The organism is Mycobacteriales bacterium (genome assembly GCA_036497565.1).
GTDB lineage: Bacteria > Actinomycetota > Actinomycetes > Mycobacteriales > QHCD01 > DASXJE01.
Map to the genome: position 1 here is coordinate 1 of DASXJE010000119.1, position 16,265 is coordinate 16,265.

At 70.2% G+C, this 16,265-nt stretch carries 18 protein-coding genes; 11 read left to right on the top strand and 7 right to left on the bottom strand.

Going from position 1 to position 16,265, the window contains the following annotated elements; genetic code table 11:
* Window positions 1-176: 176 nt before the first annotated feature.
* From VGH85_10545 to upp, 5 genes are all read left to right on the top strand, one after another.
* Window positions 177-1,139, top strand: coding sequence for a sensor histidine kinase (locus VGH85_10545; GenBank protein ID HEY2174236.1), 963 nt, complete (start codon window positions 177-179; stop codon window positions 1,137-1,139).
* Window positions 1,140-1,166: 27 nt separating this feature from the next.
* Window positions 1,167-1,649 carry a MarR family transcriptional regulator gene (locus VGH85_10550; GenBank protein HEY2174237.1) on the top strand — a complete coding sequence of 161 codons (483 nt, stop codon included), beginning with the start codon at window positions 1,167-1,169 and terminating at the stop codon, window positions 1,647-1,649.
* A gap of 122 nt (window positions 1,650-1,771) precedes the next feature.
* Complete coding sequence (locus VGH85_10555; GenBank protein HEY2174238.1) at window positions 1,772-2,131, top strand: YciI family protein; 360 nt, start codon at window positions 1,772-1,774, stop codon at window positions 2,129-2,131.
* Window positions 2,124-3,353, top strand: coding sequence for a sigma-70 family RNA polymerase sigma factor (locus VGH85_10560; GenBank protein HEY2174239.1), 1,230 nt, complete (start codon window positions 2,124-2,126; stop codon window positions 3,351-3,353). The genes VGH85_10555 and VGH85_10560 overlap by 8 nt, the downstream gene beginning before the upstream one ends.
* 29 nt (window positions 3,354-3,382) lie before the next feature.
* Window positions 3,383-4,006, top strand: coding sequence for a uracil phosphoribosyltransferase (gene upp / locus VGH85_10565; protein HEY2174240.1), 624 nt, complete (start codon window positions 3,383-3,385; stop codon window positions 4,004-4,006).
* Window positions 4,007-4,012: 6 nt separating this feature from the next.
* On the opposite strand, the gene VGH85_10570 is transcribed toward upp, so the two are convergent.
* Entirely contained in the window at window positions 4,013-5,059 is a 1,047-nt protein-coding gene (locus VGH85_10570) for an NAD(P)-dependent alcohol dehydrogenase (GenBank protein ID HEY2174241.1), read from the bottom strand.
* Between the two features lie 97 nt (window positions 5,060-5,156).
* On the opposite strand from VGH85_10570, the gene VGH85_10575 reads away from it, so the two are divergent.
* On the top strand, window positions 5,157-5,717 hold the full coding sequence (locus VGH85_10575) for an AAA family ATPase (protein ID HEY2174242.1): 561 nt from the start codon (window positions 5,157-5,159) through the stop codon (window positions 5,715-5,717).
* A gap of 12 nt (window positions 5,718-5,729) precedes the next feature.
* Here the strand turns inward: VGH85_10575 and VGH85_10580 are convergent, their stop codons facing one another.
* From VGH85_10580 to VGH85_10590, 3 genes are read right to left on the bottom strand one after another with little or no spacing between them, the layout of a single operon-like run.
* The gene (locus VGH85_10580) at window positions 5,730-7,364 is read right to left on the bottom strand and encodes a phospho-sugar mutase (GenBank protein HEY2174243.1); all 1,635 of its coding nucleotides are present in this window, start codon (window positions 7,362-7,364) and stop codon (window positions 5,730-5,732) included.
* Complete coding sequence (locus tag VGH85_10585) at window positions 7,361-8,173, bottom strand: purine-nucleoside phosphorylase (protein ID HEY2174244.1); 813 nt, start codon at window positions 8,171-8,173, stop codon at window positions 7,361-7,363. The genes VGH85_10580 and VGH85_10585 overlap by 4 nt, the downstream gene beginning before the upstream one ends.
* A gap of 27 nt (window positions 8,174-8,200) precedes the next feature.
* A complete protein-coding gene (locus tag VGH85_10590; protein HEY2174245.1) occupies window positions 8,201-9,940 on the bottom strand; it encodes a serine/threonine-protein kinase in 1,740 nt (579 codons plus the stop codon).
* Window positions 9,941-10,010: 70 nt separating this feature from the next.
* Here VGH85_10590 and VGH85_10595 point away from each other — a divergent pair, with 70 nt between their 5' ends.
* The 3 genes from VGH85_10595 (at window position 10,011) to VGH85_10605 (ending at window position 13,197) form a co-directional block, all read left to right on the top strand.
* A complete protein-coding gene (locus tag VGH85_10595) occupies window positions 10,011-11,618 on the top strand; it encodes a methylmalonyl-CoA mutase family protein (protein ID HEY2174246.1) in 1,608 nt (535 codons plus the stop codon).
* Window positions 11,619-11,846: 228 nt separating this feature from the next.
* Window positions 11,847-12,308, top strand: a complete 462-nt coding sequence (locus tag VGH85_10600) for a HEAT repeat domain-containing protein (GenBank protein HEY2174247.1) — start codon at window positions 11,847-11,849, stop codon at window positions 12,306-12,308.
* A gap of 13 nt (window positions 12,309-12,321) precedes the next feature.
* Window positions 12,322-13,197, top strand: a complete 876-nt coding sequence (locus tag VGH85_10605) for a nucleotidyltransferase domain-containing protein (GenBank protein HEY2174248.1) — start codon at window positions 12,322-12,324, stop codon at window positions 13,195-13,197.
* Between the two features lie 14 nt (window positions 13,198-13,211).
* Here VGH85_10605 and VGH85_10610 read toward each other — a convergent pair whose 3' ends face one another.
* Entirely contained in the window at window positions 13,212-13,733 is a 522-nt protein-coding gene (locus VGH85_10610) for a GNAT family N-acetyltransferase (GenBank protein ID HEY2174249.1), read from the bottom strand.
* A 4-nt stretch (window positions 13,734-13,737) separates the two neighbouring features.
* Window positions 13,738-14,070, bottom strand: a complete 333-nt coding sequence (locus VGH85_10615) for a VOC family protein (GenBank protein ID HEY2174250.1) — start codon at window positions 14,068-14,070, stop codon at window positions 13,738-13,740.
* A gap of 97 nt (window positions 14,071-14,167) precedes the next feature.
* Between VGH85_10615 and VGH85_10620 the strand changes: the two genes are divergently transcribed.
* Both VGH85_10620 and VGH85_10625 read left to right on the top strand, forming a co-directional pair.
* Window positions 14,168-15,208: a phosphotransferase gene (locus tag VGH85_10620; protein ID HEY2174251.1), complete on the top strand. Its 1,041-nt coding sequence runs from the start codon at window positions 14,168-14,170 to the stop codon at window positions 15,206-15,208.
* Window positions 15,209-15,222: 14 nt separating this feature from the next.
* Window positions 15,223-15,612, top strand: a complete 390-nt coding sequence (locus VGH85_10625; GenBank protein HEY2174252.1) for a PPOX class F420-dependent oxidoreductase — start codon at window positions 15,223-15,225, stop codon at window positions 15,610-15,612.
* A 140-nt stretch (window positions 15,613-15,752) separates the two neighbouring features.
* On the opposite strand, the gene VGH85_10630 is transcribed toward VGH85_10625, so the two are convergent.
* Entirely contained in the window at window positions 15,753-16,106 is a 354-nt protein-coding gene (locus VGH85_10630; protein ID HEY2174253.1) for a VOC family protein, read from the bottom strand.
* Window positions 16,107-16,265 lie beyond the last annotated feature (159 nt).

Genomic DNA, 16,265 nt, shown 5'->3' on the forward strand with positions numbered 1-16,265 from the left:
GGACAACGGACGGCGGCGACGGAAGTCCCGCCATTCATAGCCTGAGGAAGCGTTGTGCGGGCTCGGCCCGCGCCGCCGCCGTCGCGCAAGCCATGCCGATGGCTCCGCTCGCCGATCAGTAGTGATCGTCGCCACTGGTTGAAGCGGAGTCTCATCAGGCATTTGGGGGACGGACGATGACCACCGAGACGTCCAGGCCGGATTATCGGAGATCGACCGAACCCAGGCTGCAGCACGAAGCTTTTCTCTATGCCGGGGAGCGGGAGTTTCACGCCGGCGCGCTGCCTTTCATCCGGGACGGTATCGAGGTGGGCGAGCCGGTGTTGGTGGTCCTGCCTGCTGACAAGGCGGAACGCTTGCGCGCGAGGCTGGATGGCGACGCCGACGAGGTCTACTGGGCCGAGCCACGCCGAGCCTCGGGCCACCGGCCGGAGCGGTTCATCCCCGGCTGGAACCGGTACCTGCACCGGAGGCCGGGGGGTCAGGTACGTGGTTTGGGTGAGCGGGGCCGCCTGCCGACCAACACGGCCGAGCTCATCGATGTGCAGCGGTACGAATCACTGCTGGACCTGGCATTCGCCGGGTCCCGGTCGTTCAGCCTGCTGTGCCCCTATGACACCGACGTGGTCGACCCGACGACGATCGACCGGGCCCGCGAATCGCACCAGGTGACGCTGCATCGCGGTACCCGAAGCCAGGTCCACGGCAACCCGCCGCCGGACGATTACGGCGCACACCCGTTGCCGGACTCCGCAGACGTACTCCAGCTGTTCATGTTCGACGCGGGCCAACTGTCGCAGGTCCGAAGCATCGTCGACGGTTACGCCGCCCGACTCGGGCTCGGAGGTAGTCGCACCTACGACTACGTTCTCGCCGTCGACGAAGTCGCCGCCAACAGCATCAGGCACGGCGGCGGAACCGGGATCCTGCGGGTATGGCGCAACGGCGGCTGCCTCACCAGCGAAATCCGTGATTGCGGCGTCATTGATTCCCACCCCACCGCGACTGATGAACGGCCACCCACCGACCAGAAGAGCGGACGGGGGCTGTGGCTGGTCCACCAACTCTGCGACCTGGTGCAGACCCGCTCCACTCCCTCCGAGGGCACCCTCACCCGCCTACATATTTCGCGCACCTGAACGGTGACCGGTAGAGGCGGGCGAAACGTGGAATCGAGGGCGGCGGAAGACGTCACCCGGAAGGTTCGGGCACTCATCGTCGCCGGAGAGGCGTACCGGCGCGCCTGGGGCGTCGCGGTGGGCCTGGGAGTGTCGGACGCCGCAGTCCTCGGTCACGTCTACTACAACCACGGTCTGACCCCCGGCGAGCTGGCCGCCAAACTGCAGATGAGTCCGGCAAGCGTGACCGCGATGGTCGACCGGATGGCTGTCACCGGTTACCTCACCCGTCGCCCGAATCCCGACGACCGGCGCAGCGTCCTGATCGACCTCACACCCGCTGGTACACAGGTCATGCAGGAGGCCTTCGACGCCTTCGCCGCCGACCTCGGGCAGGCCATTCACGGCACCTCGCTGTCCCACCTTGAGGAGCTGAGCTCGTTGCTCGACCAGCTCACCGCAGCCTTGTACGCCGGCGCGGACGAGGTAAGCCTGGACGGAGCCCACCCCCGCGGCAGCGAACGGCGCTAGGGCGAGACGCCTGTGGGGGCAGAAAGCGACCACCGATCTGTCGATCTCGTCACCGGCCGTTCGTGTAGAGGGTGACACGCAGGCCACTCTGCGGCGTCACAACCACCACGGAAGGACTCCCGATGACCCAGTACCTGCTCAGCGTCTACCAGCCCGACGGACCCGCCCCCGCCGCCGTCGACCTGGGGAAGATCGTTGCCGACCTCGACGTCCTCAACCGCGAGATGAAGGATGCCGGGGTATGGGTCTTCGCCGGTGGCCTGCACGCGGAGGGCACGGCCACCGTCGTACGGGCCGGCGACCACGACCTGCTCACGACCGACGGCCCCTACCTGGAAGGCAAGGAGCACATGGGCGGCTTCACGATCGTCCGGGCACCGGACCTCGACGAGGCGCTCGACTGGGCGGGCAAGCTGTCCCGCGCGACCACCCTTCCGGTCGAGGTCCGGCCGATGCATGACGATCCCCGCGCGGATGACTGATCAACCCGTCCCGCAATCCGCGGTCGAACGTGTCTTCCGCGAGGAGTATGGCCGCGCGGTCGCGGTCCTGGTCCGCGTCTTCGGCGACATCGACATCGCCGAGGAGGCGGTCCAGGATGCCTTCGCCACGGCGCTGCAGCGCTGGCCGTCGACCGGACCACCGCCGAGCCCGGCCGGTTGGATCATCACCACCGCCCGCAATCGGGGGATCGACCGCCTCCGCCGCGAGGCGACGAGAGACGACCGCCATGCCCAGGCCGCCCTGCTGCATGCCCGCGACGATCCACCCGGGGAGGTAGCCGTGCGCGACGACCGACTGCGCCTGATCTTCACCTGCGCCCACCCGTCGCTCGCCACCGCTGCGCAGGTCGCGCTGACGCTCCGGCTCCTGGGCGGCCTTACGACGGCGGAGATCGCGCACGCCTTCCTGGTGCCTGAGCCGACGATGGCCCAGCGCCTGGTCCGGGCCAAGGGCAAGATCCGCGATGCCGCCATCCCGTACCGGGTCCCCAGCGAGGCCGAGCTTCCCGAGCGCCTGCGGGCCGTACTGGCAATCGTCTACCTGATCTTCAACGAGGGCTACACGGCGAGCGCCGGCGACCGGCTCGTCCGCGAGGATCTGTGCGCCGAAGCCGTCCGCCTGGGCCGGTTGCTGGCGGAGCTCATGCCGGACGAGCCGGAAGTCATGGGGCTGCTCGCGCTGATGCTCCTCGTCGAGTCGCGACGGACCGCCCGTACGACGCCGGACGGCGATCTCGTGCGACTGGCCGACCAGGACCGTGGCCGCTGGGATCAGGCGCTCATCGCCGAGGGCCAGACGATCGTGCGGGAGTGCCTGCGGCGCAACCAGCCCGGTCCGTACCAGATCCAGGCGGCGATCAACGCCGTACACAGTGACGCGCCGACCGCGGCGGCGACCGACTGGTCGCAGGTGCGCCAGCTCTACGACCAGCTGCTCGCGCTCGCCCCGAGTCAGGTGGTCGCCCTCAACCGCGCGGTGGCGGTCGCCGAGACCGAGGGAGCGGCCGCCGCGCTCGACCTCGTCGACGAGCTCGATCTCGACGGTTACCACGTCTTCCACGCCGTCCGGGCCGACCTGCTCGGCCGGCTGGGGCGCGACGCGGAGGCCGCGACGGCGTATGAGGCAGCGATCGCACACACCGACAATGCCGCCGAGCGCGACTTCCTGCGACGCCGCCGGCGCGCGCTCTCCCGGCCCTGAAAATCGCCGGCTGTTGCTACCGTCCAGTCGTGCAGACGACCGTGATCGACCATCCGCTGGCCCGGGCCCGGCTCACCACCATGCGGGACGCGCGCACCGACCCGGCGACCTTCCGTGCCGCGCTGCGTGAGCTCACGCTGATGCTGGTCTACGAGGCGAGCCGCGACCTGCCGACCGACGAGCAACACATCCACACCCCGGTCGCCGCGACGACAGGCGTGAGCATCGCCGATCCGCCGCTGCTCGTCCCGGTGCTGCGGGCCGGGCTGGGTATGGCCGAGGCGGCCTTCGGCCTGCTGCCCGAGGCGCAGATGGGCTTCGTCGGACTGGCCCGCGACGAGGCGACCTTCCAGCCGCGGGCCTACATGGAGTCGCTGCCCGAGTCACTGGCCGGGCGGGCCGTCTTCGTGCTCGATCCGATGCTGGCGACCGGGGGATCGCTGGTGCATTGCTGCAGCCTGCTCGCGACCCGGGGTACGACGCAGATCACGGTGCTCTGCGCGCTCGCCGCACCGGAGGGTCTGCGTCACCTCGAGGCCAGTGCCCTGCCGGTGCGGGTCTTCACCGCCAGCATCGACGATCGTCTGAACGACTCGGCCTACATCGTCCCGGGGCTCGGTGACGCCGGCGATCGCCAGTTCGGCGCGGTCTGATCGCGCTCAGGCGTCCTCGGATACGACGACCACGCTCTTGACCGTCGTCGGGTCCTTTTCGCTGGCCGTGAGCGCCGCTTCCACCTCGTCCAGCCCGAACCGGCCGGTCACCAACGCGTCCATGTTGATCTGGCCGCTCGCCGCGAGGGCGATCGCGGCCGGGTAGGTGTTGGCGTAGCGGAACGTGCCGGTGATGGTGAGCTCGCGGCGCTGCAACAGATCCAGTCGCAGCGGGAGCTCGTCGGCGCCCATCCCGATCAGGACGGCGCGGCCGGCGGGCCGCAGCGTCGCGATGCCGCCGCGGACGGCGTCGGGGTGGCCGGAGCATTCGAGCAGGACGTCGGCCTCGATGCCGGCGTCGTCGAGGGTTCCTTCTCGGCTGTCGTGGGTCGACGTGGCGCCGAACTTCACTGCCTGGGTGAGCCGGTGCGGGTTGACGTCGGTGACGATGACATTGCTGGCGCCCGCGGCCCGGGCCGAGGCGGCGGCGAGCAGGCCGATCGCTCCCGCGCCGGTGACCAGCACGGTGTCACCCAGCCCGACCCCGCCCCGGCGCGATGCCCAGATTCCGACCGACAGCGGCTCGACCAGCGCCGCCGCGGCGTCGGAGAGTCCGTCCGGTACGGCGAAGGCGAAGTCCTCGTGGGTGGTCACGTAGGTCGCGAAGGCGCCGTCGATCGGGGGCGTCGCGAAGAAGCGCACGTCCCGGCAGAGGTTGTAGTGGCCGGTCCGGCATTCGCGGCAGTGCAGGCACGGGACGCCGGGCTCGAGCGCGACCCGCTGCCCGATCTCGTGGCGGGTGGCCCCGGCGCCCAGGCCCACCACGACGCCGGAGGCCTCGTGGCCGAGCACCATGGGTGCCCGCACGACCATGTCGCCGATCCGGCCCTGCTCGTAGTAGTGGATGTCCGAGCCGCACACTCCGACCGATCGCACCTCGACCAGCACCTCGCGCGGGCCCGGCTCCGGCACCGCCCGGTCTTCGAGCCGGACGTCACGGATCCCGTGCAGCACCGCTGCCCGGTTCTTCTGCGGGGTTCCGGTCATCGACATATCGGCATCGTACCGGCGGCTCCGCGGCGGCTTTCCGAGCGCACGTGCCCGGCGCATAATCGGCGGCCGTGGATGCTAGCGACCGAGGGGGCGCGTGGTGGGTGACGGCTTCGAGTGGCGGCCGCTGCTCGTCCTCGTCACCGGGGCGCCCGGATCGGGCAAGACGACCCTGGCCCGCCTGCTCGCCGCGGAGCTCCGGCTGCCGCACCTGAACCGGGACGAGGTGTTTGACGGCCTACGCCACTCGGTGGCGCGCGGAGCGCCCGCACCGGTGGCGCAACGCGGCGTACCGCTGTGGTTCAGCACCCTGGAACACCTGCTCGCGGGAGGAGTGAGCATGGTGGCCGACGGCACGATGTACCGCGGCGAGTTCGAGGGCGACGTACGCCGTCTGCACCATTTCGCAGAAGTCGTCAACGTGCATTGCCGCGCCGCCGACCCGACGAAGCGCTTCCGCGACCGGCAGTTGGCCCGCGGCGCGACCGCCGCCGAGCTCGACGCGCAGCTGGCGAGGGTCGGGAACAACCTCGCCCGCGCTGTGGACCCGCTGGATCCGAGCAACGAGGTCATCGAGGTGGCGACCGACGGGACCTACGAGCCGAGCCTCGAATCGCTGGTCACCCGGCTGACCGCGCCCGCTCGACGATCTCGTCGATGACCTCGACAGCGGTCAGTCCTCGGCGAGAAGCTCGGAGATCTCGGCGTGCAGCGCCGCGAGCAGCCGGCCCGCCGTCTCCCGCGCGGACACCAACCCATCCGCCGCCACCCCGACGACGACCTGCAGGTAGGCCTTCAGCTTGGGTTCGGTGCCACTCGGGCGCACCACGACCCGGCAGCCGTCGGCGTGGAGGGTCACCACATCCGCCTCGGGCAACCGGTCCTGCACGTCGGTCACCGGACGGTCGAGCAGTGTGGTCGGCGGCGCGGCGCGCAGCCGTCGCATCATCCGGGAGATCAGCGACAGATCCTCGACCCGGATCGACAACTGCCCGGTGGCGTGCACGCCGTGGCGGACCGCGAGCTCGTCCAGCCGGTCCTGCAGGGAGCGCCCTTCGGCCCGCAGCGACGCGGCGAGATCGGCGATGAGCAGCGCCGCGCTGATGCCGTCCTTGTCCCGGACGACGTCGGGCGCGACGGCGTAACCGAGCGCCTCTTCGTAGCCGTAGACGAGGTCCTCGCCGGTGCGCACGATCCACTTGAAGCCGGTCAGCGACTCGGCGTACGGCACGCCCCGGTCGGCACACATCGCGGCGAGCATCGACGACGACACGATCGTCGTCGCAAAGCGGCCGTGCTCTCCGGTGCGCATCAGGTGGTCGGCCAGCAGCACCCCCAACTCGTCGCCGGCGAGCACCCGTCCGCCGAGGGCCACCGCGCAGCGGTCGGCGTCCGGGTCGTTGGCGATCACCAGGTCGGCGCCGGAATCGGCGGCGAGGCGCAGCGCGCGGTCGAGAACGCCCGGCTCCTCGGGGTTCGGGAACGGCATCGACGGAAAGTCGGGGTCGGGCTGCGCCTCCTCGACGACGACCATCGGCGCGGGAAATCCGGTGCGGCGTAAGGCTTCCAGCGTCACGTCGCCACCGACGCCGTGCAGCGGGGTGAAGACGATCGACACATCCCGGGCGGCGGTGCGCGGTACCCGGGCGATCTCGGTCAGGTAGGCATCGACGACTTCGTCGCCGAGCGCGATCCAGTCCTCGGACAGCGGTACGCCGTCCAGTCCGTCGACGGCGAGGATCTCCGCCTCGATCTCGGCATCGGCCGGCGGCACGATCTGCGCTCCGTCGCCCGCCGGCCCGTCGGCCAGATCGCCACCGAGATAGACCTTGTAGCCGTTGTCCTGCGCCGGGTTGTGGCTCGCGGTCACCATCACGCCCGCCGATGCGGACAGCGCGCGTACCGCGAAGGCCAGCACCGGCGTCGGAAGCGCCCGGGGGAGCAGGCGCGCGTCCAGACCGGCGCCCGCGAGAACGGCCGCCGAGTCGCGGGCGAAGTCGGCGCTGCCGTGTCGCGCGTCGTAGCCGATCACCACCGGCCCGGTCGCCGAGCGGCGACGCAGGTAGGCCGCCAGTCCGGCGGCGGTACGCCGGACGACGGCCCGGTTCATGCCCGCCGGACCGGCCCGCATCGGCCCGCGCAGGCCCGCCGTACCGAAGTGGAGCCGGTCGGCGAAGCGGTCGCCCAGCGCGTCGAGATCGTCGGCGGCGAGTAGCTCCGCGAGCTCCGCGCGGGTCCGGGGATCGGGGTCGTCCGCGAGCCACCGCCGGGCGCGGGCCCGTAGTTCGGTCGCCGCGGGGTCGGTCACAGCCGGCTCACGACCGCCGCGAGGAGAGTGCCCATCGCGCTGGCCGCAGCCCGCCCGGCCTCGAGCACCTCGAGGTGGTTGAGTGGTTCGCCGGTGATGCCGGCGGCGAGATTGGTGACCAGGGAGATTCCCAGCACCTCGGCCCCGGCGGCACGGGCCGCGATCGCCTCCAGTGCCGTCGACATGCCGACGAGATCGGCACCCATCGTGCGCAGCATCCGGATCTCGGCCGGCGTCTCGAAGTGCGGTCCGGGCAATGCGGCGTAGATGCCGTCCGCGAGGTCGGGATCCACCTCGCGGGCGAGCGACCGCAGCCGGGCGGAGTAGAGGTCGGTCAGGTCGACGAACTGCGGGCCGACCAGAGGTGAGCGGCCGGTGAGGTTGAGGTGGTCGCTGACCAGCACCGGCTGGCCGACCCGCATCGTCTCGCGCAGGCCGCCGGCGGCGTTGGTCAAGACGATCACGCGGGCGCCGGCGGCCGCCGCCGTCCGTACGCCGTGCACGACCGAGGCGACCCCGTGGCCCTCGTAGAGGTGGGTCCGGCCGAGCAGCACCAGCACCCGGCGGCCACCGACCGGGACCGACCGGGCCAGCCCGACGTGCCCGGCGACGGTCGGCGGGACGAAACCGGTCAGGTCGCTCACCGGCACCTCGGCGTCCGCCGTACCCACGGCGTCGGCGGCCGGTGCCCAGCCGGACCCGAGGATGATCGCGGCGTCGTGGCGGGCGACGCCAGTTCGCGCGGCCAGATCGGCCGCGGCCTGCGCGGCGAGGTCCTCAGCTGCGATGGTCGGATCGCTGTGGGTCACGGCGCGTGAGCGTACGCCGCACCCGGGTCAGCCCGCCGCGAACGTGCCGAGCGCCTTGTTGAAGACCGGGAACGTCGCCGCGTAGCGCTGCTCCGGAGCCGAGACGTAGACGCCGTAGCTGCCGCTTCCGGTGTCGAAGGACCGATAGCGCACGTGCCGGATCACGCCGTTCTTGCTGTAGGTGAACTCCCAGTCCGCGGCCTGATAGCCGCGATAGGTGACCGGTTCGATCCGGACCCGGTGGTAGTCGCTGTGCGAGGCGGCGAAGTCCCGCTCGGCGGCGTAGAACCCGTTGACCGGTGCGCTCGCGGAGTGCGGACCGCTGATCAGCCGGAGGAACCGGTCGCCCGCCGGCGCGCGCAGGTCGACGACGCCAGGCCGCTTCGCGCTCGGCTGCCAGCCCTGCGGTACGGCGACGTGGAACCCCGCGTCGTCGTTGTAGGTGGTGTAACCGGCCGGGTTACCGGTCGAGTTGTGCGACTTGCCGCCGGAGGATTTGCTCTTCGTCGGGTTGGGTGGCGCCGTCGGCGTGGTGGAGCCGGCCTGCTGGTGCGCGGTCAGCCGCCCGCTGAGCCAGAAGCCGCCGTAGACCGTCGCCGCGCAGAGGACCAGCACGATCAGCAGCGCGGCGGCGGTGCGCTTGCCGCGCCGCCGGGGGGCTGCCTGCTCGGTGGGGGTGATCCCGCCGAGCGCCGGCCACGCGGCCGTGTCCTGCTCGTCGTCCGCCGTGTCGAGGAACCCGTCGGCGGGCGTCGCGCCGTCGTGGCCGGTGGCGCGGTCCGCGTCGACGTCGTCCGGTCGGTTTGCGGGATTTTCGTCGACGAACGGGGTCAACACAGTGGGGTCGGCGTCCGGTTCGGTCCCGCGCTCCTCGGCCCGCACGACGTCGAGCAGCATCCGGCGCGCGGGAATCGTTCCGAGCCGGGAGGCGGGGTCCTTCGCGAGCAGGCCGTCGATCACCGGTCCCAGTGGTCCGGCATTCTCGGTCATCGGCGTCGGGTCGGAGACCACCGAATGCAGGGTGGCCATCGCGTCGCCGGACTCGAACGGGGGACGGCCCTCGAGGGCGGTGAACAATGTCGCGCCCAGCGCCCACAGGTCGGCGGGCGGCCCGCTCTGGCCGCCCTGGACGACCTCGGGCGGGATGTAGGACGGCGAGCCGACGATCATGCCGGTGCCGGTGATCGTGCTGTCGTCGGTGCCCCGGGCGATCCCGAAGTCGGACAGCTTCACCCGGCCGTCGTCGGTCAGCAGGATGTTGCTCGGCTTGACGTCACGGTGGGTGATCCCGGCGTCGTGCGCCGCCTCGAGCGCGCCGAGCATCGCGAGGCCGATCGTCGCGACCCGGCGCGGTTGCAGCGGGCCATCCCGCCGGACGACCTCGGCGAGGCTGCGGGACGGGACGAGCTCCATGACCACCCAGGGCCTGGTGTCCTCGTCGATGACGTCGAACAGCGTGACGACGTTGGGGTGGTCGAGGCGGGCGATCGCCCGGGCCTCGCGCAGCGTGCGCTGGTAGGCCACCTCCCGCTCGTGCGCCGGCATACCGCGGGGGAGAACGACCTCCTTCACGGCCACCGGGCGGTCGAGGAGGTCGTCGTGCGCATCCCAGACGGTGCCCATCGCCCCGCGTCCGAGCGGTGGGCCGAGCCGGTAGCGGCCGGCGATGACCCGCGCGCCGGGGTCCGGGGAGGCCCCCTCCGACTGCAAGCGGTCGGGGGCGATATCCGGGCGCGCGGATCCTGCGCCGGGGTACGGAGTAGTCATCGGGCCCTTTCCTACCCCACTGTCCGGACCTCTATCGGTCCGGGACGCGGGAGTCGCCTACTCTTCGGTTATGGTGCGCGAGCCGCAGGCGCACGGGGACGCGCCCCGACACGCCGAGTCCGGATTCGACATCGCACCGGTCTACCGCCCGGACGATGTCGAGCCTGGGCTGCCTGAACGGCTGGGTGAACCGGGAGAATACCCGTTCACGCGCGGGGTGTATCCGTCGATGTACACCCACCGGCCGTGGACGATGCGTCAGTACGCCGGTTTCGGCACCGCGCGGGAGTCCAACCAGCGTTACCACCAGTTACTTCGGGCCGGCACGACCGGACTGTCGGTCGCGTTCGACCTACCTACCCAGATGGGCTTCGACTCCGACGACCCGATCGCTGCGGGTGAGGTCGGCAAGGTCGGCGTGGCGATCGACTCGATCGACGACATGCGCATGCTCTTCGACGGGATCCCGCTCGGCGACGTGTCGACGTCGATGACGATCAACGCGCCGGCGTCATTGTTGTTACTGCTCTACCAATTGGTCGCCGAGGAACAGGGTGTCCCCGCGGACGCGCTGCGGGGTACCGCACAAAACGACGTGCTCAAGGAGTACATCGCGCGGGGAACCTACATCTATCCGCCGGCGCATTCGTTGCGGCTGGTCACCGACACCTTCTCCTACTGCCGGGCCGAGGTTCCCCGCTGGAACACGATCTCGATCTCCGGCTACCACATGGCCGAGGCCGGAGCGACGCCCGCGCAGGAGATCGCCTTCACCCTCGCCAACGGCATCGAATACGTCCGGGCCGCGATCCGCGCCGGCATGGCGGTCGATGAATTCGCTGCCCGGCTGTCGTTTTTCTTCGTCGCCCGGACCAGCATTCTGGAGGAGGTGGCGAAGTTCCGCGCCGCCCGGCGCATTTGGGCGCAGGTCATGCGCGACGACTTCGGCGCCCAGGACCCCAAGTCCTTGATGCTGCGCTTCCACACTCAGACGGCCGGCGTACAGCTCACCGCGCAGCAGCCCGAGGTCAACATGGTGCGGGTCGCGGTGCAGGCGCTGGGCGCGGTCTTCGGTGGCACGCAGTCGCTGCACACCAACGCCTTCGACGAGGCGATCGCGCTGCCGACGGAGAAGGCCGCCCGGCTCGCGCTGCGTACCCAGCAGGTTCTGGCCTACGAGACCGATGCGACCGCCACCGTCGACCCGTTCGCCGGCTCCTATGCGGTGGAGGCGATGACCGACGAAGTCGAGGCGGCGACGCGGGCACTGATGGCACAGGTCGCGGAGATGGGCGGTGCGGTCGAGGCGATCGAGGCCGGGTTCCAGAAGTCGCAGATCGAGCAGTCCGCGTACACCGTCGCGCGCGGCATCGAGGACGGATCGCGCACCGTGGTCGGCGTCAACCGCTTCACCGTCGAGGGCGAGGAGCGCTACGAGCCGCTGCGTGTCGACCCGGCGATCGAACACGAGCAGCGGGAACGCCTGCAGACGCTGCGGGCGGCGCGGGACGAGGCCGCCGTACGCCGGGGGCTGGATGCCGTACGTGCGGCCGGGAAGGGCACCGACAACGTGCTCTATCCGATGAAGGAGGCGCTGGCCGCACGCGCGACGGTCGGCGAGGTCTGCAACGCCCTCCGCGACGTGTGGGGCACCTACGTGCCACCCGACAACTTCTGACGCCCGCCCGCATGCCCGCCGCCCAAAACGCACTCCTAGTGCGTTTTGGTCGCGGGGTCGGCGGCGGGGCGTTCCGGAGCGCTGCATCGAATAACCGGTTGAATCCGCGGCCACCAGGCTTCTAACGTCGGGCCCGCCGACCCCGTCGGATGGACCATCCCTGCTGCCTCACCGCGGCAGGCGCGATGTTCGGCGGGGCGGCGCCATCGTCGCGCCACGGAGGTCGTCGTGGAAGATCCAGGGCTTTTGCTCGAGCCGCATGCCGACAAGGCCACGCTCATCGACGCCGTCTCCGATCCCGACCCTGCGGTGCGGTTCCGTGCGTGCCGGCTGCTTGATCACCACGAGCTCGACCGGTCGGTCGCGACGCGGATGCTCGCCGCCCTGCAGGATCCGAACAAGAAGGTCCGGCACGCCGCTCTGCACACGCTCGGCTGTGAGCCCTGCAAGCCCGACGGTGGCGAGTGTTTCCCGGTCGACGTGGCCGGCGTGACCGTCGACGTACTGCGCAACGACCGCAGCCTTCGGGTCCGGCGCAGCCGCCGCGGCGATGATGTGGCAGCGGCCGATGGAGCCGCGGGTACGCCGCGCCTTCCGCCGGGTACTGCGCGACGAGACCGATCCCGAGCTCCGGTCGAAGGCGGAGCGGGCCCTTGCCTACGACCGACACTGCCGTGCCTCGGAGGGTGAGTAGCGTCGCAGTGTGTCCCCGTCCGAGCGCCCCGGGCAGCAGAGCGAAGTTCCCGGCCCGGTCACCGATGCCCGGCAGCGGGCTCTGATCGATCAGGCAGTGGTCGCCGTCAATGACGACGACCGGATTCTCGCGGCCTGGTTAGGCGGTAGCTACGCGTCCGGAGAGGCCGACGCCTACAGCGACGTCGACCTACATTGCCTGGTCGTCGATGACAGCGCGGGCTGGTTCACCGATCACTGGTCGGAGACCGCCGCCGCGATCGCCGGGCCACTGGTCCTCGCCAGCAATCTGCCCGGCGTGATCGGCGGCTATGCACTCACCTCCGACTGGGTACACCTTGACCTGATCATCCACCCGGCCTCGATGCTCGAGCGGACGGACGTGGAAGGAGTGAAGCCTCTCTACGACCCGACCAGGGTCGTCCCGGTGCAGGCCGAGCGGTCGGATGCCACCCGACAGGGTGACCCCTACTTCCCGGCTGCGGCGGTAGACCTGTTCTTCTACTTCCTTGGCAACCTGGTCGTGACTCTCGGTCGCGGTGAGCTCATCGTTGCGCACGGCGGGATCGTCGCGGTGCGTGCCGGGCTGATCGACCTCATGCTGGCCGAACGCGGGATTCGACGCACCGGAGGCGGCAAACGGCTCAACCCATACCTGGACGCCGATCAACGCGCATTCCTGGAATCCATTCCTGGCGCCGACGTCACCAGAGACCAGATCGCTCACGCGGTCCAGTTCATTGCGTGCGAGTTCATCCGGCGCGGCAGAGCCCTCGCCGCACGTACCGGGTCGATCTGGCCCATGGGTCTCGAGGACGCCACCATCACCCACCTGCAACGCCATCTGGGCATCGACTTTCGAGCAGGACCGGTAGCCGAATCGTAGAGCGATGGGTGGCCTCAGGACGGGGTCGACGTCGCGACGTACAGAAGCGAGTCGTGCCACTGCCCCCGGATCTGAATATGGTCGCGAAGAAGGACTTCCTTGACCATGCCGATCTTCTCCAGGACCCGCGCCGACGCGATGTTCTCCGGCCGGCACGTGGCCTGGACACGGTGTAGTCCGAGCGTCGAGAACGCGAAGTGCAGGATCGCTGCTGCCGCCTCCGATGCGTAGCCCTGACCCCAGTGGTCGGGCCGGACGACGTAGCCCATCGCGGCAGCGTCCGCTCGCCGCGCAAACAGGGCTACGGAGCCGAACGGGGCGCCGCCCGCTTCGGTCAACGCGAGCGTGTACGTCGTGCGCGGGCGAGTTTGCTGATCCCGCACGCAGGTGTCGAGGAATTCCCGGGTGTCCTCGGGCCGATTCGGACCCCACTCGACGAACTTCGCGACGCGAGGATCCGACGCGTAGGCGTGCACGGCAGCAAAGTCATCCAGGCCGTATTCGCGAAGAATCAAGCGTTCGGTGTGAAGCTTCACCGAGTCAACCTGCGGTGTTCACCACGCAGAAGAGCGTGCCGCCGGGGTCGGCCAGCACGACGAAGTCGGCATCGGGTGGATAGGACCACTCCGCCCGCCGTGCGCCGAGTGACAGCAGTCGTTCGACCTCCGCGTCCGACTCGGCCGGGCTGTCCACCCAGAGGTCCAGATGCGTCCGGTCATCCTCATCCAGCAGGATGATCGGCGCCTGACTGTTCGTGGGCGGCTTGAGGAGCTCTTCCCGGCCGGCGTTCGAGTAGTCGAGCGCGGCCCGCCAGAATTCGGCTGACCGGCTGACGTCGAAAACGTTCAGCACCACACCACCGAGACGCAACATCGCACGAGTATGCCAGCCAGTCGGCGCCGGCCTGACGCTACGGCCCGCGCGGAGATATATGTGGCGACCGGGCACCGGCCGGGCCTACTGTGCGCCGGTGACCGCAGAGCGGATCGATAGCCGGGCCTGCGGATCGGATGCCTTGGTCGCCGAGATCGTGGAGTGCTTCGCCCTCCCGCGACCGGCGGGGTGGCGCGATCTGGGTGGCAGCTGGACGACCAATCTGCTACTCGACTGCCCCGAAGGGCCGTTGGTCGCCCGGGTGTACCAGGGCGGTACGTTGCCGCCGCGGTTGTCCGCCGTACAGGCGGCCCGCCGGGCCGTGGCGGCGGCAGGAATTCCCACTCCCCAGCCCATTTCGGCGGTCGACGGCCGGAGCCTCGCGACCCTTCGCTGCGGTCGGTTGGTCGAGGTCGAGGCCTACGTGCGCTGGAACGAGCGGATGAACACCGTCCCGTTGCTGCAGCGTGGTTTCGCGGTGCTCGCGCAGGTGCACGACATCCTGCGCACCGCGCCGCTGCCGTCGGCGGCCCGCACGACCTGCAACGCCAACCATGTCTTCTCGGCGGAAGCGTCGGCCGCGAGCCGTCGGGGATCGGAGCGTATCCGCGGCTGGAGCGACCCGGCATTGTCGGAGTTCGCCGATCAGGTCGTCCGGCACGTCGATGTCGTCACCGCGGCCGAGGAACCGTTGCGGGACCAGCAGCTGTGCCAGGTAGTCCACGGAGATTTCTGGGACAACAACGTGCTCTTTGCCGACGGTCTGCTGGTCGCCGTACTCGACTTCGACTTCATGGCCGAGCGGCCGCGGGTCGACGATCTCGCCTTGGCGATGTGGTTCTTCCTGCTGGAACCGGCGAAAGGGCTGCCTGGGGAGGTCGAACGCGCGCAGTTGCGGGCATTCGTCGATGCGTACGACGACGCGGCCGCCGTGTCACTGTCGCCCGAGGAGCGCACCGCTCTACCGCTGGCCATCGCACGACAGCCGGCCTGGTCGGTCGGCCGGTGGGTCGTGGAACTGGACGAGGACGACGCCGTACGCCACGCGAGGGATGCCGCGGCCGAGCTACCGGTCGCCCAGGCGATCATCGAGGACCTGCCGCTGTGGCAGCGCGCACTCGGACCGCGCGACCAATAGGAAAGGAGCGGGCCATGGCCTTCGACGACCGGGTGAAGGGACTCCTCGACGGGCGCAGCTTCGCGGTGCTCGCGACCCTGAATCCGGACGGCACGCCCCAGACCTCGGTGATCTGGGTCGCCCGGGACGGCGACGCGCTGATCTTCACCACCCACGACCACCGGCAGAAGGCGCGCAACCTGCGTCGGGACCCGCGGGCCTCGGTGACCGTGTTTCCACCGGACGACCCGTACCGGACCGCCAATATCCGCGGCACGGTCGAACTGATCGACGATCCCGACCGCGCCCTGTCTGTCACGCTGACGAGACGCTATCTGGGCCAGGACCCGCCGGCCGACCCGCCGGGCTCGAACCGGCTCATCGGCCGGCTCACTCCGGAACACATCAGTGGGTTCTCGGCCTGACCCGAGTCCAGAGGGTCGCGCCGCGAGCGAGCCCCTGGACACAACCCACTACTAGTGGGTTGTGTACGGCGCCCGCGGCGTGTCGCGGCCCAAAACCTACTACTAGTGGGTTTTGTCCAGGGTGCCACCGGCGCGAGCGGTCACGCGGGGTGGCTGTTGATGTTGAGGACGCTGCCGTCGGGCGTACGGACGAAGAACCGGCGGAGCCCCCACGGCTCGTCGGTCAGCGGGTGGACGATCTCGTAGCCCCGCTCACGGGCGCCGGCGTACGCCGCGTCGACGTCATCGACGGCGATCGAGGCCACCGGGTTCTCCGGAGCGGTCGCGTCGCGGGTGACCACCTGCAGCTCGGCCCGTCCGTCGGGTGTTTGGAAACGGGCGACCCAGCCAAGGTTCATTTCCTCCGTGCTGAGGCCGAGAAAGTCGGAGTAGAACTCGCGCGCCGCGTCGATGTCGGCCACGGGAAGGTTGACCATCACCTTGGTCGCTCGCATGTCACGCTCCTCACGGATGGACCCGACGTACGCCGGTCAGGCTACGGCGCCGGGGCCATCGGGAGTGAAGTCACCTCATCCGCCCCATGGGTCGCAGTGGCCTCGTCGGACCGTCCGGCTGCGCAATCTCGAGCATTGACAAAAGAAACCGCGCAGAAC